Annotated in this window: 20 protein-coding genes; 16 read left to right on the forward strand and 4 right to left on the reverse strand. The window is 58.7% G+C overall.

What is annotated here, in order from left to right:
* Positions 1-460: 460 nt before the first annotated feature.
* Together AB5Y97_RS09195 and ubiG are read right to left on the reverse strand one after the other, a co-directional pair.
* Complete coding sequence (locus AB5Y97_RS09195; protein ID WP_279458829.1) at positions 461-1,156, reverse strand: HAD-IA family hydrolase; 696 nt, start codon at positions 1,154-1,156, stop codon at positions 461-463.
* A complete protein-coding gene (gene ubiG / locus AB5Y97_RS09200) occupies positions 1,156-1,872 on the reverse strand; it encodes a bifunctional 2-polyprenyl-6-hydroxyphenol methylase/3-demethylubiquinol 3-O-methyltransferase UbiG (protein WP_042053701.1) in 717 nt (238 codons plus the stop codon). The genes AB5Y97_RS09195 and ubiG overlap by 1 nt, the downstream gene beginning before the upstream one ends.
* Before the next feature lie 198 nt (positions 1,873-2,070).
* On the opposite strand from ubiG, the gene gyrA reads away from it, so the two are divergent.
* Positions 2,071-4,818, forward strand: a complete 2,748-nt coding sequence (gene gyrA, locus AB5Y97_RS09205) for a DNA topoisomerase (ATP-hydrolyzing) subunit A (RefSeq protein WP_043170192.1) — start codon at positions 2,071-2,073, stop codon at positions 4,816-4,818.
* Between the two features lie 107 nt (positions 4,819-4,925).
* Here gyrA and AB5Y97_RS09210 read toward each other — a convergent pair whose 3' ends face one another.
* Positions 4,926-6,323 carry an alpha-amylase family protein gene (locus AB5Y97_RS09210; protein WP_274161698.1) on the reverse strand — a complete coding sequence of 466 codons (1,398 nt, stop codon included), beginning with the start codon at positions 6,321-6,323 and terminating at the stop codon, positions 4,926-4,928.
* A gap of 262 nt (positions 6,324-6,585) precedes the next feature.
* Between AB5Y97_RS09210 and AB5Y97_RS09215 the strand changes: the two genes are divergently transcribed.
* Positions 6,586-6,741, forward strand: a complete 156-nt coding sequence (locus tag AB5Y97_RS09215; RefSeq protein WP_164536862.1) for a hypothetical protein — start codon at positions 6,586-6,588, stop codon at positions 6,739-6,741.
* Positions 6,742-6,854: 113 nt separating this feature from the next.
* On the opposite strand, the gene AB5Y97_RS09220 is transcribed toward AB5Y97_RS09215, so the two are convergent.
* Positions 6,855-7,910, reverse strand: a complete 1,056-nt coding sequence (locus AB5Y97_RS09220; protein ID WP_274161699.1) for a PA0069 family radical SAM protein — start codon at positions 7,908-7,910, stop codon at positions 6,855-6,857.
* Positions 7,911-8,083: 173 nt separating this feature from the next.
* On the opposite strand from AB5Y97_RS09220, the gene AB5Y97_RS09225 reads away from it, so the two are divergent.
* The 14 genes from AB5Y97_RS09225 to AB5Y97_RS09290 all read left to right on the forward strand — a co-directional run bounded on the left by AB5Y97_RS09225 (position 8,084) and on the right by AB5Y97_RS09290 (position 25,036).
* Positions 8,084-8,671 (forward strand): tetratricopeptide repeat protein, encoded by a 588-nt coding sequence (locus AB5Y97_RS09225; protein ID WP_368157677.1) that lies wholly within the window; start codon positions 8,084-8,086, stop codon positions 8,669-8,671.
* 232 nt (positions 8,672-8,903) lie between these two features.
* Positions 8,904-10,832, forward strand: coding sequence for a threonine--tRNA ligase (thrS, locus tag AB5Y97_RS09230; protein WP_279487216.1), 1,929 nt, complete (start codon positions 8,904-8,906; stop codon positions 10,830-10,832).
* Positions 10,833-10,853: 21 nt separating this feature from the next.
* On the forward strand, positions 10,854-11,384 hold the full coding sequence (gene infC, locus AB5Y97_RS09235) for a translation initiation factor IF-3 (protein ID WP_196783562.1): 531 nt from the start codon (positions 10,854-10,856) through the stop codon (positions 11,382-11,384).
* 86 nt (positions 11,385-11,470) lie between these two features.
* Complete coding sequence (rpmI, locus tag AB5Y97_RS09240) at positions 11,471-11,668, forward strand: 50S ribosomal protein L35 (protein WP_005336688.1); 198 nt, start codon at positions 11,471-11,473, stop codon at positions 11,666-11,668.
* 15 nt (positions 11,669-11,683) lie between these two features.
* Positions 11,684-12,040, forward strand: coding sequence for a 50S ribosomal protein L20 (rplT, locus tag AB5Y97_RS09245; RefSeq protein ID WP_005336687.1), 357 nt, complete (start codon positions 11,684-11,686; stop codon positions 12,038-12,040).
* A gap of 380 nt (positions 12,041-12,420) precedes the next feature.
* Complete coding sequence (gene pheS, locus AB5Y97_RS09250; protein WP_005336686.1) at positions 12,421-13,404, forward strand: phenylalanine--tRNA ligase subunit alpha; 984 nt, start codon at positions 12,421-12,423, stop codon at positions 13,402-13,404.
* A 12-nt stretch (positions 13,405-13,416) separates the two neighbouring features.
* Positions 13,417-15,804, forward strand: a complete 2,388-nt coding sequence (gene pheT, locus AB5Y97_RS09255; RefSeq protein WP_279498281.1) for a phenylalanine--tRNA ligase subunit beta — start codon at positions 13,417-13,419, stop codon at positions 15,802-15,804.
* A 3-nt stretch (positions 15,805-15,807) separates the two neighbouring features.
* The gene (gene ihfA / locus AB5Y97_RS09260) at positions 15,808-16,104 is read left to right on the forward strand and encodes an integration host factor subunit alpha (protein ID WP_005300715.1); all 297 of its coding nucleotides are present in this window, start codon (positions 15,808-15,810) and stop codon (positions 16,102-16,104) included.
* A 15-nt stretch (positions 16,105-16,119) separates the two neighbouring features.
* Entirely contained in the window at positions 16,120-20,109 is a 3,990-nt protein-coding gene (locus AB5Y97_RS09265) for a transporter substrate-binding domain-containing protein (protein WP_368157682.1), read from the forward strand.
* Positions 20,096-21,340 carry a response regulator gene (locus AB5Y97_RS09270; protein WP_274161703.1) on the forward strand — a complete coding sequence of 415 codons (1,245 nt, stop codon included), beginning with the start codon at positions 20,096-20,098 and terminating at the stop codon, positions 21,338-21,340. Before AB5Y97_RS09265 ends, AB5Y97_RS09270 begins: the two co-directional genes overlap by 14 nt.
* A gap of 3 nt (positions 21,341-21,343) precedes the next feature.
* On the forward strand, positions 21,344-21,985 hold the full coding sequence (locus AB5Y97_RS09275) for a GNAT family N-acetyltransferase (RefSeq protein WP_274161704.1): 642 nt from the start codon (positions 21,344-21,346) through the stop codon (positions 21,983-21,985).
* A gap of 60 nt (positions 21,986-22,045) precedes the next feature.
* Positions 22,046-22,819, forward strand: a complete 774-nt coding sequence (gene cobB, locus AB5Y97_RS09280; protein ID WP_005336680.1) for a Sir2 family NAD+-dependent deacetylase — start codon at positions 22,046-22,048, stop codon at positions 22,817-22,819.
* Between the two features lie 91 nt (positions 22,820-22,910).
* Positions 22,911-23,387: a hypothetical protein gene (locus AB5Y97_RS09285; protein WP_139733250.1), complete on the forward strand. Its 477-nt coding sequence runs from the start codon at positions 22,911-22,913 to the stop codon at positions 23,385-23,387.
* Entirely contained in the window at positions 23,387-25,036 is a 1,650-nt protein-coding gene (locus AB5Y97_RS09290) for a diguanylate cyclase (RefSeq protein WP_274161705.1), read from the forward strand. The genes AB5Y97_RS09285 and AB5Y97_RS09290 overlap by 1 nt, the downstream gene beginning before the upstream one ends.
* Positions 25,037-25,064 lie beyond the last annotated feature (28 nt).

The raw sequence follows: 25,064 nt of genomic DNA on the forward strand, positions 1-25,064 counted from the left end.
TGTGGATAAGTGACGAGCTGTGGATAAATTGTGAGTCTTGCCCCATCAGTTAGTGACCGCTCACAGTGAGCGGGTTTTCATTCGTCCGCTCCGCTAAATGCAAGTCTCCCGATCGAAGATGGAAAATTTAAATAACTTTTTTTGCTTGCGGAACAGGGTGCTTTTTACTAGCAAACGGCGGCTGATTATCCCTTATGCAATAAGGGTCAAAAGCTGTCCAGTTGTTCTAGCCGCGGGCTCAGCGTGGCAAGGGCTTTGCATCAGACGATGGGGTGTTGTGGCCGCTGTGTGACGTCTATAAGCTTGTCAAATGGGCATCCAACAGGCGGTAAGTTGCCTTTATTATCCATCAATAGAGGAGTGACGGTGGCGCAGGACGCGGGAGCGTAATGGAAGAGAGATTCAGGGGGCGGAGAGTCTCTTCGCCCCGTTATCGCATGTCAGCCGGTAAGGCTGCGCGTTACGCCTTGGCCGTCAACTCATAGCGCAGCCAGTGGTGCAGGGCCTGCACGGTATCAAACTGCAGATCGGCGCCCCACTGGGCGGGATCTTCCTCATCATTGAGATAGCCCCAGCCAGCGACCGCGGTGCGCATGCCAGCATTGCGGCCGGCTTCGATGTCCCGCACATGATCCCCCACATAGAGGCAGTGAGCTGCTTCGACCCCCAGCTTCTCACAAGCAAAGAACATGGGGGCGGGGTCGGGCTTGCGTACCGGCAGGGTATCGGCGCTGACCGTTACGCCGCAGCTGGCGAGCTGTGGCAGGGCCGCCAGCAGCGGCTCGGTGAGAAAGCCCGGCTTGTTGGTGACTATGCCCCAGGGGAGCTGTTTCTCGTCGAGCCACTCGATGAGATCCACCATTCCCTCATAGGGGCGGGTACCGACGCAGAGATTGGCCGCGTAGTAGTCGAGCAGGGCATTGCGCAGGCGGGTGGCACCCAGCTCTTCAAGCAGTTCGTTGCCGAGCCCTGCTTTGAGCAGCCCGAGCGCTCCGTGGGAGGTGGTCTGACGAATGATGTCGTCAGAGAGCGGCGCAAAACCTTCGTTTATCAGCACATGGTTGACGGCGGCGCCGAGATCCGGGGCCGTGTCGAGCAGGGTGCCATCCAGATCGAACAGCACGCAGCGCAGGGGCACAGGGTGAGAGGCGCTCATCAACCGTGCTCCGGGCGGACAAACTCCACCATATAGTTGACGTCGACATTTTTGCCGAGCTTGAACTGGTTGGTGAGCGGGGCGTAGTGGACACCGCTCATATCCCGCACCAGCAGGCCAGCTGCTTCACCCATGCGACACAATTCGGCCGGGGTGATGAATTTTTTGTGATCGTGGGTACCCTTGGGCACCATCTTCATCAGGTATTCGGCCCCGATGATCATCATCAGATAGGATTTGGGGTTGCGGTTGATGGTGGAGACGAACACCCGTCCGCCCGGGCGTACCAAAGTCGCGATGGCGCGCAGCACGGAGGCGGGGTCCGGCACATGCTCCAGCATCTCCATGCAGGTGACCACGTCATACTGGCCCGGCACTTCGGCGGCATGGGCTTCGGCAGTGATCTGGCGGTACTCGAGCTCGACACCCTGCTCAAGGGCGTGCAGGCGGGCGACGCCGAGGGGCTCCTTGCCCATGTCGATGCCGGTGACCCTGGCGCCACGGCGGGCCATGCTCTCGGAGAGGATGCCGCCACCACATCCGATATCGAGAATGCGCTTGCCAAACAGACCGCCACTTTTGTCGGTGATCCAGTCAAGGCGTACCGGATTGATTTGATGCAGGGGTTTGAATTCACCTTCCATGTCCCACCAGCGGGAGGCGATGGCTTCAAACTTGGCGATTTCTGTCAGATCGACATTGGCATCACTGTTCATTTTTCGAAGATCCTGTGGCAGGGCGCCCGCTTCTGAGTCATGGGCGCAATCTATTGTCCTGGCGGGCATTATAACGGACGGACTTTGTCACACCAGCCCGATCTGATACCCGATTTGTGGCTTAAGGTATTTGGCTCAGTGTGTTACCATGTCGCGCTGTTTAAGCCAAAGAACAACTAATTAGGGATAAGGCTTTCTATGAGCGATCTGGCCAGAGAGATCACGCCGGTCAACATCGAAGAAGAGCTCAAGAGTTCCTATCTTGATTACGCCATGAGCGTGATCGTAGGACGAGCTCTGCCGGATGTGCGTGATGGCTTGAAACCGGTTCACCGCCGCGTTCTGTTTGCTATGAACGAGTTGGGGAACGACTGGAACAAGCCCTATAAAAAATCGGCCCGTGTGGTCGGTGACGTAATCGGTAAATATCACCCGCACGGCGATATCGCTGTGTATGACACCATTGTCCGGATGGCGCAGGATTTCTCCATGCGTTACATGCTGGTCGATGGTCAGGGCAACTTCGGTTCAGTCGACGGCGACAGCGCCGCGGCGATGCGTTATACCGAAGTGCGGATGGCCCGCATCTCCCACGAGCTGCTGGCTGATCTGGACAAAGAGACAGTGGACTGGGTGCCGAACTATGACGGCACCGAGATGATCCCGGCGGTCATGCCTACCAAGGTTCCCAACCTGCTGGTCAACGGCTCCTCCGGTATTGCGGTGGGCATGGCGACCAACATTCCGCCTCACAACCTCACCGAGATTGTCAATGGCTGTCTGGCGCTGATCGAAAATGGCGACCTCACCATTGACGAGCTGATGACCTACATCACCGGCCCGGATTTCCCCACCGGCGGCATTATCAACGGTCGTTCCGGCATCGTGCAGGCGTACCGTACCGGTCGTGGCTCCATCTATGTGCGGGCCAAAGCTGAAGTGGAAGTGGACGAGAAGACCAGTCGCGAGACCATCATCGTTCACGAGATCCCCTATCAGGTGAACAAGGCTCGACTGATCGAGAAGATTGCCGAGCTGGTCAAAGAGAAGAAGATCGAGGGCATCAGTGCCCTGCGCGATGAGTCTGACAAAGACGGCATGCGCATCGTTATCGAGATCAAGCGCGGCGAGTCCGGCGAGATTGTGCTGAACAATCTCTACAAGCACACCCAGATGCAGACCACGTTCGGCATCAACATGGTGGCGCTCGATAACAACCAGCCCAAGGTGATGAACCTTAAAGAGATCCTGGATGCGTTCCTGCTGCACCGCCGTGAAGTGGTGACTCGCCGGACCGTGTTCGAACTGCGCAAAGCGCGGGATCGGGCACACATTTTGGAAGGTCTGGCGGTTGCGCTGGCCAACATTGATCCCATCATCGAGCTGATCCGTCACAGCGCGACCCCGGCAGACGCGAAAGCGGGCCTGGTTGCCAAGGGCTGGGAGCTTGGCAACGTGGCCGCCATGCTGGAAAAAGCGGGCGACGATGCGGCACGGCCAGAGTGGCTGGAGCCCGAGTTCGGTATCCGTGAAGGTCAATACTTCCTGACCGAACAGCAAGCCCAGGCCATCCTTGACCTGCGTCTGCACAAGCTGACCGGCCTCGAGCACGAGAAGATCCTGGAAGAGTACCAATCTCTGCTGGATCTGATCGCCGAGCTGCTGCACATCCTGGCGAGCCCTGCTCGTCTGATGGAAGTGATCCGCGATGAACTGCTGGCCGTGCGCGAGCAGTATGGTGACGAGCGTCGCACCGAGATCAGCATGTCCAGTGCCGAGATCAACATCGAAGATCTGATCACCCCGGAAGATGTGGTGGTTACCCTGTCTCACCAGGGCTATGTGAAGTATCAGCCGCTCTCCGACTACGAGGCCCAGCGCCGTGGTGGTCGTGGCAAGTCGGCCACCCGGATCAAGGAAGAGGACTTTGTGGAGCGTCTGCTGGTGGCCAACACCCACGACACCATTCTGTGCTTCTCCACCCGTGGCAAGGTCTACTGGCTCAAGGTTTACCAGTTGCCGGAGGCGTCCCGTGGCGCCCGTGGTCGTCCGATCATCAACCTGCTGCCGCTGGAAGAGGGTGAGCGTATCACCGCTATCCTGCCGGTGAAGGAGTATGATGCCGAGAAGTATGTGTTCTTCGCCACCGCCAACGGTACCGTGAAGAAGACCAGCCTCTCTGACTTCAGCCGTCCGCTCTCCTCCGGTATCCGCGCCATCAACCTCAAAGAGGGTGATGAGCTGATCGGGGTGGATATCACCGACGGCAGCAACGAGATCATGCTCTTCTCCGACGCGGGCAAAGTTGTTCGCTTCGCGGAAGGCAGCGGTCGCGCTGATGCCGATGTCAGCGATGACGTTGAAACCGACGACGATGCCGGCAATGACGATGATGGCAGCGACAACGGCGAAGGCACCGAAAGCAAGGGTACCTTCAAGGGTGTGCGTCCGATGGGCCGTACCGCGGCCGGTGTACGCGGCATCAAACTGGGTGCCGGTGACAAGGTGGTTTCCCTCATCGTTCCGCGCGGCGAAGGTGCCATCCTCACCGCCACCGAGAACGGTTACGGCAAGCGGACTGCGTTGGCCGAATACCCGACCAAGAGCCGTGGTACCCAGGGCGTTATCTCCATCAAGGTGGATGAGCGTAATGGCAAGGTGATCGATGCGATCCAGGTCGAAGATACCGATCAGATCATGCTGATCACCAACGGCGGTACTCTGGTGCGTACCCGTGTTGCCGAGGTGAGCGTCATTGGCCGTAACACCGGCGGTGTCCGTCTGATCCGTACCGGTGAAGACGAGACCGTGGTTGGCCTGCAGCGTATCGCCGAGAGCGACGAAGACGAGAACGACGCGTTGGCCGTTGACGGTGAGGTATCTGAAGGTACCGATACCGCGACCGGCACTGATGCGGTCGATGCTGGGGAAGCGGGCGACGAGTAATCGTCACCTGTTACCCGAGCAACGTCTCTGAGCAAAAAGAGCGACCCTGGTGGTCGCTCTTTCTATTTGTCTGCTTTTTATGTCTCTACGCTGCTCTTACGGCTGGATCACTCCTGCAGCCACATTCTGGCGCTGCGGGCGGGAATGGCGACCCGTACCCACTGGCTCTGCACGTTGACTACGGCCCCTTGGTCGAGCACGTCCCGATAGTTGCGATACCAGTTCATCTCGAACCTGGCGGTATCGAGCCAATACTCCTGCTCGTAGTCGCACTTGTTGATACCGACCAGCCCCTGTTTGCCCCGTTTGAACAGCACGAAGCAGTCACCGCTGCCGACCAGCTGCATGGGTTGACCCTGCACCGCATTGTGGAAGCGGATCATCCCCTTGAGATCGGCGCGCTGGTAGTAATCCTGCCAGCGCAGTCCATCCTTGGCCTGGGTCTCGCCGTGATCGGAGTAGATCAGCGGCGAGCCACCATCGCGGCCGAGCAGGTAGGCATAGGCCAGCTTCTCGTCAGTCTGGCTTAAGATCTGATAGCGGAAGCCGTCGTTGGTGGGGATGTCGTGGGTCACGGCAAAGGTGACGGCGCGACTGCCCGGTAGCGCCTGACCGTAGGCGCCCGGATCCGCCAGCAGGTTCATGCTGCCGCCATACCCCAGCGCGCCGCGCAGGGAGGCAAACAGCGGAAAGTCATAGGCTCCCTGGCCGCTGCTGTCGAGGTAGGGTTTGAGGAAGCGCTCGTAATCGGTGCTGCCTGCGCCCCCTGTGGTGATCACCTCGCCAAATACGTGCATCCCCTGTTTGATCTCGGGGGTGAACACGGCATTGATCTGGTAATCGCTCATGTGTTTGACCGCATCGACCCGAAAACCCTTGATCCCCATCCCCTTGAGCGCCTTGAGGTAGGCCTGTTGCTGGCTAACCACCCAGTTATTGGGATCCAGATCCGGCAGCCCCTTGTCACCGGCACCACCACAGAGTCGCCAATACTGGACATGACCCGGATCGCTCCAGTCGCTGATGCACCCTTCGGGATGAAAATCCTGACCGGAGAGGAAGTTTTGCCCGAGATCGCCAAACAGTTTCTGGCGCTCGAAATAGGCCGGGTTGCTGGCGTAGCTTTGCAGCAGTTCGTTGCCGGGATAGTTGAGATCGCTGCGTTTCCAGCTTTCGTTGGCCATGTGGTTGAGCACCACATCGGCATAGACGGCGATGCCCCGCGCCTTCATGGCTGCGATCAGCTGCTCGAGATCCTGCTTGTTGCCAAGGGGTGAGTCGACAAGACGCAGATCCTGCGGCTGGTAACGGGCCCACCATTCGTTGCCTGATGACTTGAGAGGCGGCGAGATGAGTACCTGTTTGTAACCGGCCGACTTGATAAGGTCGGCTTTGGCGGTCACTTCACTGTACTTCCAGTTGAAGGCGTGCAGTATGACGTCGGCGTGCGCCAAGGGGGCGATCAGCATGCCTGCGATCGCCCATATTCCCGCTGTGTGTTTCATTATTGTGTCCCTGTTTTTATAGATGCCTGAATGGGCAACCCAGCTTTGGCGGGAACAGGGTGGGCTGCAATCCACAACCTGCAGATTTGTGACCGCTTTCAGGATGATTTCGCCGATTATGTGAGCTATTTCGGCTTTTCCTTGTCACGGCCAGTTGCCTTTTTACAAGTGATTTTTTTGTCATTTCCCTGTCATTCCCAGCCGCTATCCTGCCAGGCGAGTGGTGCGTTGTTGCCATCACCTTCACCGTCAGGAGCTGCATATGACCAGTTGGATCACGTGGGAAATTTGGTGGAGCCGGGTATGGGGCGAGTCAGAGGTGCCGCTGTATGAAGAGGATGAGCACGAAGTGGCTTATGAACCCTCGCGACTGCCAGTTGAAATGGTGGAGCAGGGGCGGGATCAGCGCGCAGGCTAAGGCGCTAGCCCTCTCTTTAGCGGATAGCGCGATCCTGTCGCGACAATCCTTCCTATAGACCTCTTGGCAGGCAAGGGCTGTGCACCTGATATATGCAGGGCATGAGAGGGGGATTAGAAGAGCGACAGCTGCTCCCCGGGGCGGATAAACCCATCCAGCTTGAGCTGAATATGGCGTTTGCCCAGATCAAGGCGCTTGCTGATAAGGCGAAAGCGCTGGGCCAGCAGATCGGCAAAGAGCCCCTCACCGCGCATGCGGGTACCGAAGGCGGTACTGTTGAGCCCGCCACCGCGGCTGGTTCGCAACTGATTCAAAATAGCTTCCTTCTGGCCCGGATAGTGGGTATCGAGCCAGTCCCCAAATAGCGGCGCCAGTTCGTGGGGCAGACGCAGCAGGATGTAATCGGCGCAACTGGCGCCTGCCTCGGCCGCCGATTTGATGATCTGCTCCAGCTCCGGCTCATTGAGCCGCGGGATCATGGGGGCGGCCAGTACCCCCACCTGCACGCCAGCGTTGGCCAGCTTCTCGATCACTTTCAAGCGGCCTGCACCCGTGCTGGCGCGGGGCTCCAGCTGTCGGCGCAGGGTTTCGTTCAAGGTCGTCACCGACACCATCACCTGACACAGTCCCTCTCTGGCCAGCTCGGTCAACAGATCGAGGTCGCGCAAGATCATGGCGCTCTTGGTAATGAGCCCGACCGGATGGCGGTGGGCCAGCATCACTTCCAGCAACTGCCGGGTGAGGCGATAGCGCTGCTCGATGGGTTGATAGGGGTCGGTATTGGCGCCAATGAAGATGGTCTGTGGCTGATAGGCAGGTTTGGCAAACTCCCGGCGCAGCAGGTCGGCTGCATTGCGTTTGGCAAACAGCTTGCTCTCGAAATCGAGGCCAGGGGAGAGCTCCAGATAGGCATGGCTGGGTCTGGCATAGCAGTAGATGCAGCCGTGTTCGCACCCCTGATAGGGGTTGATGGAGCGACCAAAGGGGACATCCGGCGAGCTGTTGTAGCTGATGATGCTGCGTGCATCGATCTCCCGCACCTCGGTGCCAGGCACAGAAGAAGTGAAGGCGGCATCCCAATCGGACGATTGCCAGCCGTCATCGACCGCTTCGACAAGGAGGCCGCTAAAACGGTGATCGATATTGTGGGGGCTGCCTCGTCCTGCCATGGTGCGCACCTGCACTGTTTATACATACAGTTATTTTGCAGGTGCCCCGGATAAATGACAACTACTGCTGATAGACCGGGTGCAAAAAGGGTTGTCGCAGGGATCTCTAGCTTGATCGCGGCGCTACATTTCGTTTACATAGACGAAATGAGAACTGGATCACGGAAATCATCATGAGACCCACCACTTCCCGCTGGCTGTTTATCTGTCTGCTTGCCCTTGTTATCTGGCGTCTGCTTCCGCTCTCCACCGAGCAGGAGATGGCTGCCGCCAACCGTGCCTGGCGTACCGGTCACTTCGATGAGGCGACCCGGATCTGGTTGCCACTGGCCGATCAAGGCCAACCTCGGGCGCAGGCACTCATGGGCTGGAGCCATGAAGTGGGGCAGGGGAGCGAGCAGGATATCCATCAGGCCATCAGCCTCTATCGCCAGTCGGCGCAGGCAGGGGATCCCTTCGGCCAATATCGGCTGGCAGAGCTCTATCTGCGCGGTGTCGGGGTCAAGCGAGATCTGCGCCAAGCCTTTCACTGGATGGAGCAGGCTGCCCGCAATGGTGATGTCCCGGCCATGCTGAAAGTCGGCGTCCTTCATCTGATGGGGGTCAGCGGCAGGGTCGATCTGCCTCAGGCGAAACAGTGGCTCTATCAGGCGGCACAAAAGGGCAACAAGCTGGCGCTTCAGGTGCTGCAAGAGCTGGCGTTGGCCGAGGAGGGGAGCAGTGACTTTGACTTCAACTGGCAATCCCTGCTTGGTGAATAGTCGGCAGGCGACTCATTTGACTGTAGAAAATATCTGCAAATCCGATACAGCACGCCCGACTTCTGGTAGCATGGGACCGTTTTGGCTTGGTTTGTCACGTTAGACATGTGGTTTACGTGTCAGGCCGTCTTCGCAAAGTGCTGTGGAGAACCAGAACATCACCTTTTTGAATCTCTTTTCCATCCCGCATGTGACCTTTGGTAGGGGTCACCACTGTATAAGGAAACACATAATGCCAATCATTACTCTGCCTGACGGCAGCCAACGTCAATTTGCCCACTCTGTTTCCGTCATGGATGTGGCTGCGGACATCGGTCCCGGTCTCGCCAAGGCGTGCATTGCCGGTCGGGTAAACGGTGAACTGGTGGATGCGTGCGAGCTGATCGAAGCCGATGCTGCGCTGGCCATCATCACCGCCAAAGACGAAGAAGGTCTGGACATCCTGCGCCACTCCTGCGCCCACTTGCTGGGTCATGCTATCAAGCAACTCTGGCCCCAGACCAAGATGGCCATCGGTCCTGTCATCGACAACGGCTTCTACTATGACGTTGATCTTGACCGTACCCTGACCGATGAAGATCTGGCTGCCCTGGAAGAGCGCATGCTGGCGCTGGTAGCCAAGGATTACGACGTCATCAAGAAGAAAGTCTCCTGGCAAGAAGCGCGCGATGTATTCGAGGCGCGCGGCGAGTCTTACAAAGTCGAAATCCTGGATCAGAACATTGCCCGTGATGACCAGCCAGGTCTCTATTATCACGAAGAGTACATCGACATGTGTCGCGGCCCGCACGTGCCCAACATGCGCCACTGCCACCACTTCAAGTTGCTGAAGATGTCCGGCGCCTACTGGCGTGGCGACTCCAACAACAAGATGCTGCAGCGTATCTACGGTACCGCCTGGGCTGACAAGAAGCAGCTCAAGGCCTATCTGCAGCGCCTGGAAGAGGCCGCCAAGCGCGACCACCGCAAGATTGGCAAGCAGCTCGACCTGTATCACATGCAGGAAGAAGCACCCGGTATGGTGTTCTGGCACAACGATGGCTGGACCATCTTCCGTGAGCTGGAAACCTTTATCCGCGGCAAGCTCAAAGAGTACGACTATCAGGAAGTGAAAGGTCCGTTCATGATGGACCGCGTTCTGTGGGAGCGTTCAGGTCACTGGGAGAAATACGCCCAGGCCATGTTCACTACCCAGTCCGAAAACCGCGAGTACGCCATCAAGCCGATGAACTGCCCGGGTCACGTCCAGATCTTCAACCAGGGTCTGAAGTCCTACCGCGATCTGCCGCTGCGTATGGCCGAGTTTGGTTCCTGCCACCGCAACGAGCCGTCCGGTTCCCTGCACGGTCTGATGCGGGTGCGCGGTTTCACTCAGGATGACGCTCACATCTTCTGTACCGAAGAGCAGATCATGGAAGAGGTCTCCGGCTGTATTCGTATGGTCTATGACGTCTACGGTACCTTTGGCTTCGAGAACATCGTGGTCAAGCTCTCCACTCGTCCCGAGCAGCGTATCGGCTCCGACGAGATGTGGGATCGCGCCGAGAAAGCGCTGGCCGAAGCGCTGGAGCTCAACGGTCTGAAGTACGATCTGCAGCCGGGTGAAGGGGCGTTCTACGGTCCCAAAATTGAATTTACCCTGCACGATTGCCTTGATCGTGCGTGGCAATGTGGTACCGTGCAGCTCGACTTTGCCCTGCCTGGTCGTCTGGGTGCCACTTATGTGGGCGAAAACAACGATCGCCATGTACCTGTGATGATCCACCGGGCCATCCTGGGTTCTATCGAGCGCTTCATCGGTATTCTGACTGAAGAGTACGCCGGTCTGTTCCCGACCTGGTTGGCACCGACTCAGGCTGTGGTCATGAATATCACGGACAATCAGGCCGATTATGCGGTGAAAGTAGCCAAAGCATTGAATGATGCGGGCCTTCGCGCAAAAGCGGACTTGAGAAATGAGAAGATTGGCTTTAAAATCCGCGAGCATACTTTGAAGCGAGTACCTTTCATGCTGGTCTGCGGCGATAAAGAAGTTGAAGCCGGTAAGATTGCAGTACGGACTCGTAAAGGGGCTGACCTGGGCACTTATCCTGTTGAAGAGTTTATCGCTCTGTTGACCCAGGAAGTTCAGACCCGCGGACAAAAGAAAGTGGAGGAATAAGCTATAAAAGGCGGAAAAAAACTGGGCAAGCAACCGCAAGCCCGCGCTCACCGGATCAATGAAGAGATCCGTCTGAAAGAAGTTCGTCTGACTGGTCTGGATGGTGAAGCCATTGGCATTACCTCCATTCAGGATGCTCTGAACTTGGCCGCAGAGGCCGGAGTTGATCTGGTCGAGATCAGTCCAAATGCTGAGCCGCCCGTTTGCCGGATCATGGATTACGGCAAATTCCTCTACGAAAAGAGCAAAACAACCAAAGAACAGAAGAAAAAGCAGAAAGTCGTCCAGGTTAAGGAAATCAAATTCCGTCCTGGCACTGACGAAGGCGACTATCAGGTAAAACTACGCAACCTGGTTCGCTTTCTGGAAGACGGGGACAAGGCTAAGGTCACCCTGCGCTTCCGTGGTCGTGAAATGGCCCACCAGGATCTTGGTATCAAGGTTCTGGAGCGCGTCAAGAACGATCTGGAAGAGTTGGCCGTAGTCGAGTCGTTCCCGAAAGTCGAAGGCCGTCAAGCTGTGATGGTCCTCGCACCTAAGAAGAAATCTTAAGGCCCACAAGAAATTGACTCATGGGGCTTGCCCCATGAGTTGGTTCGCCTTGCGATTTTGTTGTCACTCACAATGCGGAGTATGAAATGCCGAAGATGAAAACCAACCGGGGTGCTGCAAAGCGCTTCAAGAAGACTGGCTCGGGTCGCTTCAAGTGCAAGCACAACCACCTGCGTCACATCCTGACCAAGAAGAGCAGCAAGCGTAAGCGTCAGCTGGGACCGAAATTCATGGTTTCTGCTGCCGACCACAAACGTGTTGTCGCTTGTCTGCCGTACGCATAAGGGGGGATGTGAAAAATGCCAAGAGTTAAACGTGGTGTGACCGCTCGAGCTCGTCACAAGAAAGTAATGAAAGCCGCCAAAGGTTACTACGGCGCCCGTTCCCGTGTTTACCGCGTAGCGGTACAAGCGGTAACCAAAGCTGGTCAGTATGCCTACCGTGACCGTCGCCAGAAAAAGCGTCAGTTCCGTCAGCTGTGGATTGCGCGTATCAACGCTGCAGCCCGTCAGAACGGTCTGTCCTACAGCCGTCTGATCAACGGTCTGAAGAAGGCTTCTATCGAGATCGATCGCAAGATCCTGTCCGATATCGCCGTTCACGACAAAATGGCTTTCACCGCCCTGGTTGAAAAAGCTAAAGCAGCTCTGGTTTAATCCAGTTCTGTTATAAACGCTAAAAGGAGGCTCAGGCCTCCTTTTTTGTATCTATAACCATCTGTTTTGCATCACTATTTCCTTTCTCTCATCCACGTTTTGTTCGCTTTTTGCACGAGTTATAGATTTCTCTACATACAAAGCGATATGTGCGAGATGACCTTTTCTACAAATGGTTTATATGCCAACAAACTAGATGTTTATTCTAATATTTCAGGAGTGGCGGTGAGTCAATGAGACTCGCTTGATATAACAAAATGATTTGTAGGGAGAAAAGCCCACCTTAACTATGGTCAGCGAAGGGGCTTTTTTTGTATTATTCCCCTCTTGACCTTATTTAGCCTAAAGGCTCCTGTACCGGGAGTGGTGACGAGGAAGACATGCAACAGCTTGAAGAAGTAGTCGGCCAAGCCAGAGCCGAAATTGAGGGCGTGAGCGATATCGCTACCCTCGACGAAATCCGGGTCAAATATCTGGGTAAAAAGGGCTTTTTTACCGAGCAGATGAAGGGCCTGGGTGCCTTGTCTGCCGAAGAGCGTCCCGCCGCGGGCGCCGTGATCAACCAGGCAAAACAGCAGGTTCAGGATGCGCTGAACGAGCGTCGTGAAGCGCTCGAGGTTGCTGTGCTGAACCAGAAGCTGGCTGCCGAGACCATCGACGTCAGCCTGCCGGGTCGCCGCATCGAGAATGGCGGTCTGCACCCGGTAACCCGCACCATAGAGCGCATCGAGCGCCTGTTTGGCGAGATGGGCTTCAAGGTTGCCCGTGGTCCCGAGATTGAAGATGGCTTCCACAACTTCGATGCGCTGAACATTCCGGCTCATCACCCGGCGCGTACCGATCACGATACCTTCTACTTCAATCCTGATCTGATGCTGCGTACCCACACCTCGGGCGTGCAGATCCGTACCATGGAGCATCAGCAGCCGCCGATCCGCATCATTGCACCGGGCCGCGTCTATCGTAACGACTACGACATGACCCACACCCCGATGTTCCATCAGGTTGAAGGCCTGCTGGTTGACGAGCATGCCAGCTTTACCGAGCTGAAGGGCATTCTGCACGACTTCCTGCGCAACTACTTCGAGGAAGACCTGACCATTCGCTTCCGTCCTTCCTATTTCCCGTTCACCGAGCCGAGCGCTGAAGTGGACGTGATGGGCAAGAACGGCAAGTGGCTGGAAGTGCTGGGCTGCGGCATGGTGCACCCGAACGTACTGCGTTCGGTCGGCATCGATCCGGAAAAATACTCGGGCTTTGCCTTCGGCATGGGCGTTGAGCGCCTGACCATGCTGCGTTACGGGGTCAACGACCTGCGTGCCTTCTTCGAAAACGACCTGCGCTTCCTCAAGCAGTTCAAGTAAGGGCGAGAGAACATGAAATTCAGTAAATCCTGGGTGATGGAGTGGGTCCGCACCGAGTTGAGTGACAATGCACTGGCCGAGCAGATCACCATGGCCGGTCTGGAAGTGGACGCCGTGGAAGCGGTGGCTGGCCAGTTCAACAATGTGGTGGTGGGTGAAGTGGTCGAGTGCGCCCAACATCCTGACGCCGACAAGCTGCGGGTGACCAAGGTCAACGTGGGTGAAGCCGAGCTGCTGGACATCGTCTGCGGCGCGCCAAACTGCCGTCAGGGCTTGAAAGTGTGTGTGGCCAAAGTAGGGGCGACCCTGCCGGGTGATTTCACCATCAAGAAAGCCAAGCTGCGTGGCCAGCCGTCCCATGGCATGCTCTGCTCTTTCAGTGAGCTGGGTATCGACGTTGAAGCCGATGGCATCATCGAGCTGCCGGCCGATGCTCCCATCGGTACCGATATTCGCGACTACCTCAATCTGAACGACGTCTCCATCGACGTGGATCTGACTCCGAACCGTGCCGATTGCCTCGGTATCGCCGGTCTGGCCCGCGAGATTGGCGTGCTCAACAGCGTGGACGTGGTCGAGCCGACCTGGGCACCTGCTGTTGCCACCATTGATGCAACTTTCCCGATCCGGGTTGAAGCAACCGCCGATTGCCCTCGTTATCTGGGGCGCGTCATCAAGGGGCTGAACCTGCAGGCCCAGAGCCCGCTCTGGATGCAAGAGAAGCTGCGTCGGGGCGGCATTCGCTCCATCGACGCCATCGTCGACATCACCAACTACCTGCTGCTGGAATACGGTCAGCCGATGCACGCCTTCGATCTGGCTACCCTGGAAGGGGAACTGGTGGTGCGTCGTGCCCACGCCGATGAGCCGATGACCCTGCTCGATGGCAACGAAGTGAAGCTCAAAGAGACCACCCTGGTGATTGCCGATGCCAAAGGTCCTGCCTGCATGGCCGGTATCTTCGGCGGCAACCGCACCGGTGTTTCCGAGACCACCACCGACATTCTGCTGGAGTGCGCCTTCTTTGCGCCGCTCTCCATCACTGGCCGTGCTCGTGCTTACGGTCTGCACACCGACTCTTCCCATCGCTTCGAGCGCGGGGTTGATCCCGAGCTGCAAGCCAAGGTGATGGACAGAGCCACCCGTCTGCTGCTGGACATCTGCGGCGGCGAAGCGGGTCCGGTCATCGAGGTCAAATCCGATGCCCATCTGCCGAAAGCGACACCCATCAAGCTGCGTCGCACCAAGCTCGACAAGGTGATCGGTATCAGCGTGGCTGACGCTCAAGTGGTCGAGATCCTGACTCGCCTTGGCATGCAGGTTACTGTGGATGCTGACGGTTGGACTGCGCTGGCACCCTCCTGGCGTTTCGATATCGCCATTGAGGAAGACCTCATCGAGGAAGTGGCCCGCATCTACGGCTACAACAACATCCCGAACCTGAAACCCGCCGCCTCTCTGGCGATGGTGGAGCAGGCAGAAGGGCAGGTGACCCTGAAGCGCGTGCGCGACCTGCTGGTTGACCGCGGTTTCCAGGAGGCGATCACCTACAGCTTCGTTGATCCCAAGACCCAGCAAACCCTGTTCCCGCAGAGCGATGCCATCGTGCTGCCGAACCCGATCTCGGTCGAGATGTCCGCCATGCGTGTCTCTCTGTTCCCGGGTCTGGTGCAGGCCGTCGTTTACAACCAGAACCGTCAGCAGCCGCGTGTGCGTCTGTTTGAACAGGGTCTGCGTTTCATCAAGGATGAAAGCGCCGAGAATGGCATCCGTCAGGAGCCGATGCTGGCCGGTATCATCACTGGCAACCAGAGCGACGAGCACTGGGACATCAAAACCCGCGCAGCCGACTTCTTTGATTTGAAAGGGGATCTGGAAGCGGTGCTGGATTTGACCGCCGAAGGGGCCACCTTTACCTTCGAGCGCACCGAGCACAGCGCCCTGCACCCGGGCCAGAGCGCAGCCATCCTGCGCAATGGCGAGATCATCGGCCACATCGGCGTGATCCACCCGAGCCTCGAGAAGAAGCTGGGCCTCAAGAGCCGCGCGGTGATGTTTGAGCTGGAGCTGGATAAGCTGACCCCGGCCAAGGTGCCTGTGGCTGCCGAAGTTTCCAAGTTCCCGGCGAACCGTCGCGACATCGCCGTCGTGGTCGATCGTCAGGTTCTGGCAGGTGATGTGCTTGCGGTAATTAAAAAAGTTGGCGGAAATCAGGTAGTTGGAATAAACTTGTTTGACGTATACCAGGGTGCTGGTATGGCAGAGGACAAGAAGAGCCTGGCCATCAGTCTTGTATTGCAAGACACCCAGCGCACCCTGGAGGAGAAAGAGATTGCCGAGACCGTAGACAATGTCGTGCGGGCCCTTGGTGAAGAGTTGAATGCATCCTTGAGGGATTGATCTATGGCGCTTACCAAAGCCGACATTGCAGAGCACCTGTTCACCCAGCTCGGGATGAGCAAGCGTGAAGCCAAAGATATGGTGGAAGCCTTCTTTGAGGAAATCCGACAGGCGCTTGAGCGTGGTGAACAAGTCAAGATTTCAGGCTTCGGTAACTTTGACCTTCGTGAGAAGAATCAGCGTCCCGGACGCAACCCCAAGACGGGCGAGGATATTCCTATCAGCGCCCGCCGCGTGGTGACCTTCCGGCCTGGCCAGAAGCTCAAGGCCAGGGTAGAAAATGTTGAACCCAACGAGTGATAAAAAGCCAGGCAGATGCCTGGCTTTTGTTTTCAGATGACCAAATTCCCCATTTTTCTTCTGGGTGCCGTGCTGGCACTGCCATTGCACGCCAAGCCTTTGCAGACCACAGTGCTGCCGTTGGCGCCGGCGGCCCAAGCTTATGTAAATTCACTGAGTCAGCTTTCGCTCTGCTATCCTGCGACGCTTCCTCCACCATACCTGATGGCCGAGGGGGGACTGCTCAAGGATCGTCTCGCCCGGTTGCAGGAGCTATTCCCGGTTCCCCTCGTGCTCAAAGAGTTGCCCGATTGGCAGACATTGCGCAATGGGCTCGCAGAGGGTGACTGTGACATCATTCCCTATGTCGGAACCCGCAAGAAGGCCGTGGAGGGCATGCGGTTAAGTCGTCCGATGATGGAGACCGATGCCGCCATCCTCTACAAGGGTGAAAATCTCAAACAGGCCCGCTTTCTGGTCTACTCGCTGGCAGACTCTGCCCGCCTGCTGCACGAGCTCTATCCTCAGGCGCGCATTATTTCCCTAAAAAGTGGAGAGAAGGTCTACGACGCGCTGCAGAGTGGCAAGGGTGACGCCTATCTGGGGGACTATCTGCAACTGCGCTATCTGATGCGCGAGTTTCCTGCCGATGGGTTGCGCCTGCGCCGCCTGTTTGGTGAGGATCGGATCATCAGCTATCGCCTGATGATGCGTGATCAGCCGGAGTTGGCCAATCTGGTGGACACCCTGATCCGCCATATGCCTGCCGGTACTATCTATACCGATCTGGCTCGTTATCTCGATCAGGGGTCGCTATATGTCAACCAGCCCCACTTCAGCGATACCGAGCAGGCCTGGTTATCCGGCCGCGGGCGCACCATTCGCCTGGTGGTCAATCCCGAGTTGATGCCCTATAGCGGCGTCAATGATCTGGGGGAGGCGAAAGGGTGGAGCGCGGATGTGCTGCGCTGGGTCACCCAGGAGACCGGCCTGAAATACAAGCTGGTGCCTGCCGCCAGCAAGGCGGAGGCCGTAGAAAAGCTGCGCCGTGGTGAGGCGGATATGATGGCCGGCTTGCCGGAATCCCCGGCATTGACGGATCAGTTCATTTTCAGTCGGACGATCTCCACCAACCGGTTTGCCTTGATCAGCAAGCGCAAGCTGGCTGCCGATCGCATGGCGCAGCTCAAGCGGCAGCGTATTCTGGTGCCGGAATCCCTCTACGATCCCTCCTTGCTCGCCCTGCTCGGTGATCAGGAGTGGGTTCGCACCGACGGCCTCGAGCAGGGGCTTGCCGCAATCAAACAGGGCAAGGCTGACGCCATGCTGAGCGAGCTATATCAGCTGCAATATCCCCAGCGTACCAACTTGCTGGAAGGGCTCGATATCGAGGAGCTGGAAGATCGCTTCAGTCTTGGCTTTGCCATCAACAAGAGTCAGACCGAACTGGCCGGGGTGATGGATCGCAACCTGATGGCGCTGACCAGCACCCAGATTGACGAACTTAACCAGCGCTGGCGCCGCTTGCTCGTTGTGCAGCAGCCCGGCGTGAGCTACGCCGCCTGGTTTGGCTCCATTGCCATGGCACTGCTGATCAGCGGTATCGTCATCGGCGGGATCTGGCGTTCCCGCCAGCAACTGGCGAGGGAAGTGGCCCAGCGTCACGCCGCCGAGAAGGCGCTGGCCATCGAGAGCGAGCTGCGGGAAACCATGTTTCAGGCGTTGCCGGTGCCCGTCTATCTGCGCAATAGCCAGGGCAAGGTGATCAAATCCAATAAACAGGGGCGACGTCTGGCCCTGCGCTATTCGCAACAGTTGATGCTGCCGCCGGTACAGCCGCAAAAGAGTGAAGGGGAGCTGGTGCTGGGGGATCAGGTCTTCGCCTATGCCCAACATCCGCTGCGACTGGACAAGCAAGCACCTGCCACCGATCTCATCGCCCTGTCGGATATCAGTGTGCTGCGTGAGCAGGCCCGTTTCCTGCGTCAGGCAGAGCGCCGCCTGCGCGCCCTGACCAATACCGTTCCCGGCGTGGTGCTGCAGTTTATGTTCGAGCGGGGACGGGTAGGGGGGATCGAGTTTATCAGCCGGGGCTGTTACGAGCTGCTGGGGCTGGCGAGTCAGCAGATCCGCCGTGAGCCTAAACGGGTGCTCACTATGCTGGAGCGCGAGGATCGCCGCCGGGTAAGCCGTGAGATGTTCGCCATGTTGCAGGCTGGCAAACCCTTCGCGTTCACCATGCGCTATTACCATCCGACCAAGGGTCTGCGCTGGTTGCAGCTCTATGGCCGTGGCCGCAGTCAGCCGCAGGGTTGGCGGATCTATGCGGTGATGCAGGATGCCACTACCAGGGTCGAGCAGGATCAGGCATTGCAGCACTCCCATGAGCAGGCGCAACAGGCAGTTCTGGCCAAGGGGCGCTTTCTGGCCGCCATCAGCCACGAGATCCGCACGCCGATGAACGCCATGCTCGGCTTGCTGGAGTGGCTGGCCAGCACTCCTTTGTCGAGAGAGCAGGATTCGGCGCTGGCGCGGGTGCGTCAGGCGGGGGATGAGCTGCTCGGCCTGCTCAACGATGTGCTCGACTTTAGCCGCAATGAAAACAGCAAACTCTCCCTCTCGCCGCAACCCACCGATTTTGCCGAGCTGTGCGAGCACGTGGCGGCAGTGCACTGGACCAAGGCGCGGGCCAAGGGATTGCAACTGCGCCTTAAGTTGGATCCAGCTCTGCCAGCCCTGCAGACCCTCGACCCTCACCGGGTACGGCAAGTGCTCCACAACCTGCTCTCCAATGCCATCAAGTTCAGCCTGCGTGGGGAAGTGGTGCTGTGGGCCGAGGTGGTCGCATCGACCTTGCGCTTTGGTGTGGATGATCAGGGACCGGGGATCACCGCCAAGATGCGTACCACGCTCTTTATGCCGTTCGAGCAGTTTGCCGTTGAAGGGCAGTTGCGGGCGCCGGGCACCGGTCTTGGTCTGGCGATCTGCAAGCAGCTGATCGAGCAGATGGGTGGGCTTATCGATGTCGAGGGGCGCGCCGGTGGTGGTAGCCGCTTCTATTGCGAGTTGCCCCTCAAGCGGGTGCAGCAGGAGCCGGACTGGCAGCCCAATGTGCGGCAGCTGGCGCTCTCTTTACCGCACGGTGAGGCGCAAGCGCTGTCGCCCTGGCTCAGTCGATTGGGGATCGCCACCGTCAGCAACGCCGTTGATACGCTGCAAGCGGAGGTGGACGAGAAGGGGCTCTACTATTGGGCCTGGCAAGGGGAGTCCTGGGTGCCCGGGACCATCATCACTCTGCTGCAGCCACGGTTGACCCCGGATCAACCGGTGGCCGGTACCCAGCCCGGGCTTGGCATGCGGGTACTGCTGGTTGAAGATCACGATGTCAATCGCGAGCTGATCAGCCTGCAACTGGGGCAACTTGGTGCCAGCGTTATCACTGCCGCCAACGGGCAGCTGGCGCTGGAGATGCTGGCACAGCAGGAGGTGGATTTTGTGCTGACCGATCTGCAGATGCCGGTGATGAACGGGGCCGAGCTGTGCAGGCAATTGCGCCAATCCGCCTGTTGGGCCCGTCTGCCGGTCTATGTGATCACCGCAGATCTCAGTGATCAGGCGGCAAGGGAGCTGCAATCCTGCGGTTGCGATGGTCATCTGGACAAGCCGGTCGCCCTCAAGGAGCTGGCGACCTTGCTGCGCCATATTGCCAAAGAGAGGAGCAATGTTGTCGCCCCGACACCGGTTGCCTCGCTGCTGACCGATGAACTGGCTGCCCTTTATCTGAAGGCTACCCGTGATGATTTGGCCGAACTTGAGCGCTGCAGCACAGAAGAAGATGAAGTTGGCGTGAATGCTGCTTTACACAAGTTGAAGGGGGCCGCCAGAATGGTAGGGGCGACTGCGTTGGTGGCGGTCATTGAAGAGTGGCAACAGGCGCCCCGTCCGATGCTGCAAGCCAGATTGAACCGGGCACTGGATGAGTTCAGCCAGCAGTTTTCAAAGAGGGCTCAAGATGATCATCACTGATGAAGAATTACTGGCGTTGCTCGATTCGGAAGAGCATGAGGCGGCAGGATTTTGCCCCATTGTGCTCTATGCCCTCGACAGCACCGCCCATGAGTTGGCCAGCACCATGACATTGCCCTCCTATGTCACGCTGCACCGTACCCGACCGGATGCCTGCTGGCAGTGGGAAGGGTTGTTTGCGGCAGGTGCCATTGCCCTTTACGACCCCGCCGCTCATCAGCAGGCGGACTATTTCCCCCAGTTGCAGCAGCATGAGGGGATCTACGCTATCGGCGAGGATTGGCTGGGGGGGCTTGCCGCCAGTTACCGTAACTGGTGCAACTGGATGGCCGCTAACAAGGTGCTGCTGCTCGAGGATCACCCGTTTCAGGGGATGCAATTGCAACAGACCATCGCCGGGTTGGGGCTCTCCTGTCAGTGGGTACAGGATGAATCGGCCTGTCTTGCGGCATTGTCGGCGGGCGACATCAGCCTGCTGGTGTGCGATCTCAGTCTGGTGGAGCAAGATGCCATCAGTCTGCTGATGAACCAGCCCCAGTTGCAGGAGGCCGGGCTGCCCATTGTGCTGCTCTCGGCCCATGAACAGACGCTGATCGACGGTGCCCGCCGTCTGTTGCACGATGCCGGTTTCAACATTCTTGCAGCACTGGCCAAGCCGCTTGATTGCGACGAGCTGCTCAGGTTGCTGCGTCGACTCTATCTGGGCCCGCTGCGTCAACAGCGCTTGAGCGGCCAGCGCCGCACCATCCGCCGGTGGCAGGGGGAGGTGCAGGGTCAGCTAGGGCTGCTCTCCAGTCCCGCGACCCCTCATCCGGTCTGGCTGGCGGTGACGGGTTTGCCCAGCCGCTGGGAAGCGCTCAAGGATTGGCTGACGGAGCAGTCGCGCACCCCAGCCGAACTGACCCTGCTGATCCACCGTCGAGACCACCTGCTCGGCAATGCCGATCGCTTCGCACTGGTGCTGCAAGCCAGTCTGGCGGGGAGCAAGCTGGCGCTGCTGCTCGATAACAGCCAGCATCTGCCATTCGATCTGCTGGAGCGTTTGCCGCTGCAAGCCTTGCTGCTGGGGCAGGGGATCTTGCCAGAGATGGAGTCCTTGACCGGTGACTCCCTGCTGGGGCGTTTTATGGCCCGGGTTCGGGAGCTGGGGATCGCTGTCTATCTGGATGATCCTTACAACCTGCTCGACGTCGAGGTGTGGCGAGAGCGCGGTATGACGGGGCGCTGGTAAGCCATGCCGCGCTACCTCTGCTGGCCCATGCACCGGGAGCGCCTTGGCAAAGGACTGGATGGATGGCCTCATCCGGCTTCCCGGACCGCGTTGCCACTGGCTATGGAGGTCTCCGAGGTGCCTTGCTTGCTGCGCGAGCTGCATGGGGTGGCGCCTGCCCGCATGCTGGCTGCTTACGATGCATTGAGTGAAGAGAGCATCTATCTGCGCTTTATGCGTCCGAAACGGACACCGCCACCGGAACAGGTAGCCCAATTTCTCAATTACCATCCTGAACAACAGATTTCGCTGTTGCTGACCGATCTGGCTGGTGAGCCGCTGGCTCAGGCGCAATCAATCCGCCGCCGCCTTCATCCCGATCGGGCGGAGTTCTCCTGCATCGTGGCGGATCACTTCCAGCACAAGGGGGCGGGGCGACGCATTCTGCTGGCGCTGGCACTGCTGGCCAGGGCGGACGGGATCCGGGAGTGGACGGCGGAAGTGCTGGCCCAGAACCGGCCCATGCTGACCCTGCTCAAGCGCCTTGGCTTGCCGCTGACCCTGGTGACCGGACGGGAGATGGTCTTTGTCAGGCTGGATCTGTCGGTACTGGATGCCTGGTTGTCCGTGCCGCCAGCGGTGCCGCTTAAGACCAAGGGCGAATAGTGACACTTTTTTCCCTGTGCTAAGGTCACATTTATTGTGCGGGGATAGACGGAGCAGCTTATGGCGCAGTCATATAAACATATCGTGATCCTGACCGGCGCGGGGATCTCTGCCGAATCCGGCATCAAGACTTTTCGTGCCTGCGACGGTTTGTGGGAAGAGCACAAGGTCGAGGATGTGGCGACCCCCGAGGGGTATGCCCGGGATCCCGAACTGGTGCTGCGCTTTTACAACTCCCGCCGCAAACAGCTGCAACAGCCCCAGGTTCACCCTAATCCGGCCCACTATGCGCTGGCCCGCCTCGAACGACTGCTGCCCGGTTCGGTGACTCTGGTCACCCAGAACATCGACAATCTGCACGAGAGCGCGGGCAGCAAGAACCTTATCCATATGCACGGCGAGCTTCTCAAGGCCCGCTGCCCCGAGTCCGGTCAGGTGATCGAGTGGCGCGGTGATCTCCATCAGGACGAGCTCTGCTCCTGCTGCCAGTTCCCCCAGCCGATGCGTCCCCATGTGGTCTGGTTTGGCGAAATGCCGCTCGGGCTGGATCGCATCTATAGTGCGCTTGCCCAGTGCGATCTCTTTATCTCCATCGGCACCTCTGGCGCCGTCTATCCGGCCGCCGGGTTTGTCCATGAGGCGGGATTGAACGGGGCGCACACCATCGAGCTCAATCTCGAACCGAGCGAGGTGGGTAGCCAGTTTGACGAGAAACGTTATGGCCCAGCCTCCCTGCTGGTGCCCGCCTATGTCGATGAGTTGCTGGAGGCGTGCGGTATTCATCAACCGAGGCAAGTCGAGGGACACAACTGGATGGAGATGCGCGGTCCCTGAGCTACTGTGCGACGGGACAGTTGCAATGGTTCGGTGAAATCGCCACACTGGCAACCATTAAAAAAATGGGACGCAGTTGGCGCAAATTACCATGACCGCAGTAAAGCAATGGATCGCTTTTTTTCTCCTGATGCTGGCCAGTGCCAGCGCATCGGCCTCCATCCCCCTGATGACCCTGGTACTGCCAGATGGCCAGCAGGTGACCCTCGATGAGGCGGCCATCTCTGCCTTGCCACAGACCGAATTCACCACGACTACTCCCTGGACTCAGGGCGCCCACCACTATCGCGGGCCGACCCTGTCTGCCGTGCTGGCAGCGCAAGGGATCCCGGATGCTCGCAAGATCGCCGTCTCGGCCCTCAACGGCTATCAGCAGGTGGTGGATCTGGCCCTGTTCGACGGCGTGCCGCTGACCCTGGTGCGTCAGGAGGACGGCAAACCGCTGACCCGGCGTAACAAGGGGCCGCTCTGGCTGCTCATCCCGTTCACCACCTATCCCAAGCTGGACGTGCCTGCCATTCACAACTGCATGGTGTGGCAGGTGACCCGCATCGAGATCGTCGATTGATGGGGCTATCCCGCCAAAATCTGCTGTTGGTTGCGGTGTCGCTGCTGTTTCTGCTCTCGTCGGGCAGCAGCCTCTATCTGCAGTATCGGCAGGAGCAACTGGTCGATACCTTCTACCGCAATGTCCACTGGAACATCAGCCAGGTAATGCTCGAATCCCAGCGTTTCCTCTACGACTTGCAGCTCTATCGGGCTGGCAGACTGTCGATGGAGACCCTGAGCCTTGATTACGATCTGCTGTGGAACCGGCTCGATATCTTCCTCATCAGCAGTGAAACCGCCGAGATGCGCCAGCGGCACGGGCTCGGCAAGGTGCTGGCCACCCTGTTCGAGCAGATCAAGCAGCTCGAACCCCAGATGGAGGCCGGTGCGCTGCGCGAGGGGGCTGAGCTTGCCCGCTTGCAGGAGGCGATCGCCAGCCAGACCCGTCTCATCGAACAGATAGGGGATCAGATCCTCTCCGGCCAAGAGCGGGAGCATTCGGTCAGCCAGATCCGCAACAGCCTGTTCTGGCTGCAGATCTGGCAACTGATCCTGTTGCTGACCGGTGGCGCTCTGGTCGCTGCCCTCATTCGCGCCAATCTGGCGAACCGTCGGCTTGCCCTGCTCGATCCTCTGACCCAGCTTGGCAACCGCCGTGCCCTGCAGGAGCAGCTCTCTCGCGCTCTGCATGCCGGCGAGGTGAGCGCTTTGGTGGTGCTCGATCTCAAGCGCTTCAAGCAGGTCAATGATCTGCTGGGTTATCAGGTCGGTGATCGGTTGTTGCAGATGGTGGCCAACAAGCTGCAACAGGCCCATGGCAGTCACGCTTACCGGCTCGGTGGTGACGAATTTGCCGTGGTGCTGACCAAGGCGGATGATGCGCAGGAAACCGCCATTCATGAGCTGGTGGATCTGCTCCATTTCGAGTTCGTGACCCGGGAGTGCAGCTTCGATCTGGCCTGTCGACTCGGGGTCGCCAAGGCGCAGCAACAGGATGCCGCCCGGTTGCTGGATCAGGCCATCCTGGCCCTCAACCAGGCCAAGCGCAGCCAGGAGGGGGCGATCAGCTGGTTTGAGCCTGCCATGCTGCAGCAGTTGCAGTTGAGTCAGCAGCAGCTTCATCAGCTGCGAGAGTGGCTGGCGGGGCGCGAGCCTGCACCGCTGCGAGTGGCATTGCAGGCGCTGACGGACGGACAGGGCAACGAGATGTGGCAATTGGCGCTTGAGTGGCGTGAGCTGGGGGCGCCCTGCCAGATGCGCTGGCTGCAGGAGTGCGGCGTACTGGGGCCCGTGTTGGCCCGTGTGCTGCAAACACACGAGGCGCAGTATGCCGATGGTCGGGCACTGCTGGTCCCGCTCGACAATCAGGCCCAGCTGACCCATCTACTGGCCTATTTGCCGGAGGCTTCCCGTACGCCGCTGGTGTTGCTGATACCGACGCTGCAGCAGGATAGTGCCTTGCTGGCGGGATTGCGGCAGCAGGGTTGCACTTTGGCGCTCAGAGAGATTGGCAGCACCACCTCGGCGCAGCTGGCAGCCGGCTGGCCTGTTCGCTACTGGTTGCCGCAGGGGGATGATGATGGCGAGTTGTTGCAGCCTCTGGCCAGACGATTGGGGCTGGCGCCACTGCAAGTGCTGGCAGCCAGGGAGACCCGGTCGCTGGCCTGAGGGCAAAAGCGGTATTGCACGGCAGAGA

Origin of the sequence: Aeromonas sp. R10-2, from assembly GCF_040908445.1 — a bacterium.
In the GTDB taxonomy this organism is placed as follows: Bacteria; Pseudomonadota; Gammaproteobacteria; order Enterobacterales; family Aeromonadaceae; genus Aeromonas; species Aeromonas veronii.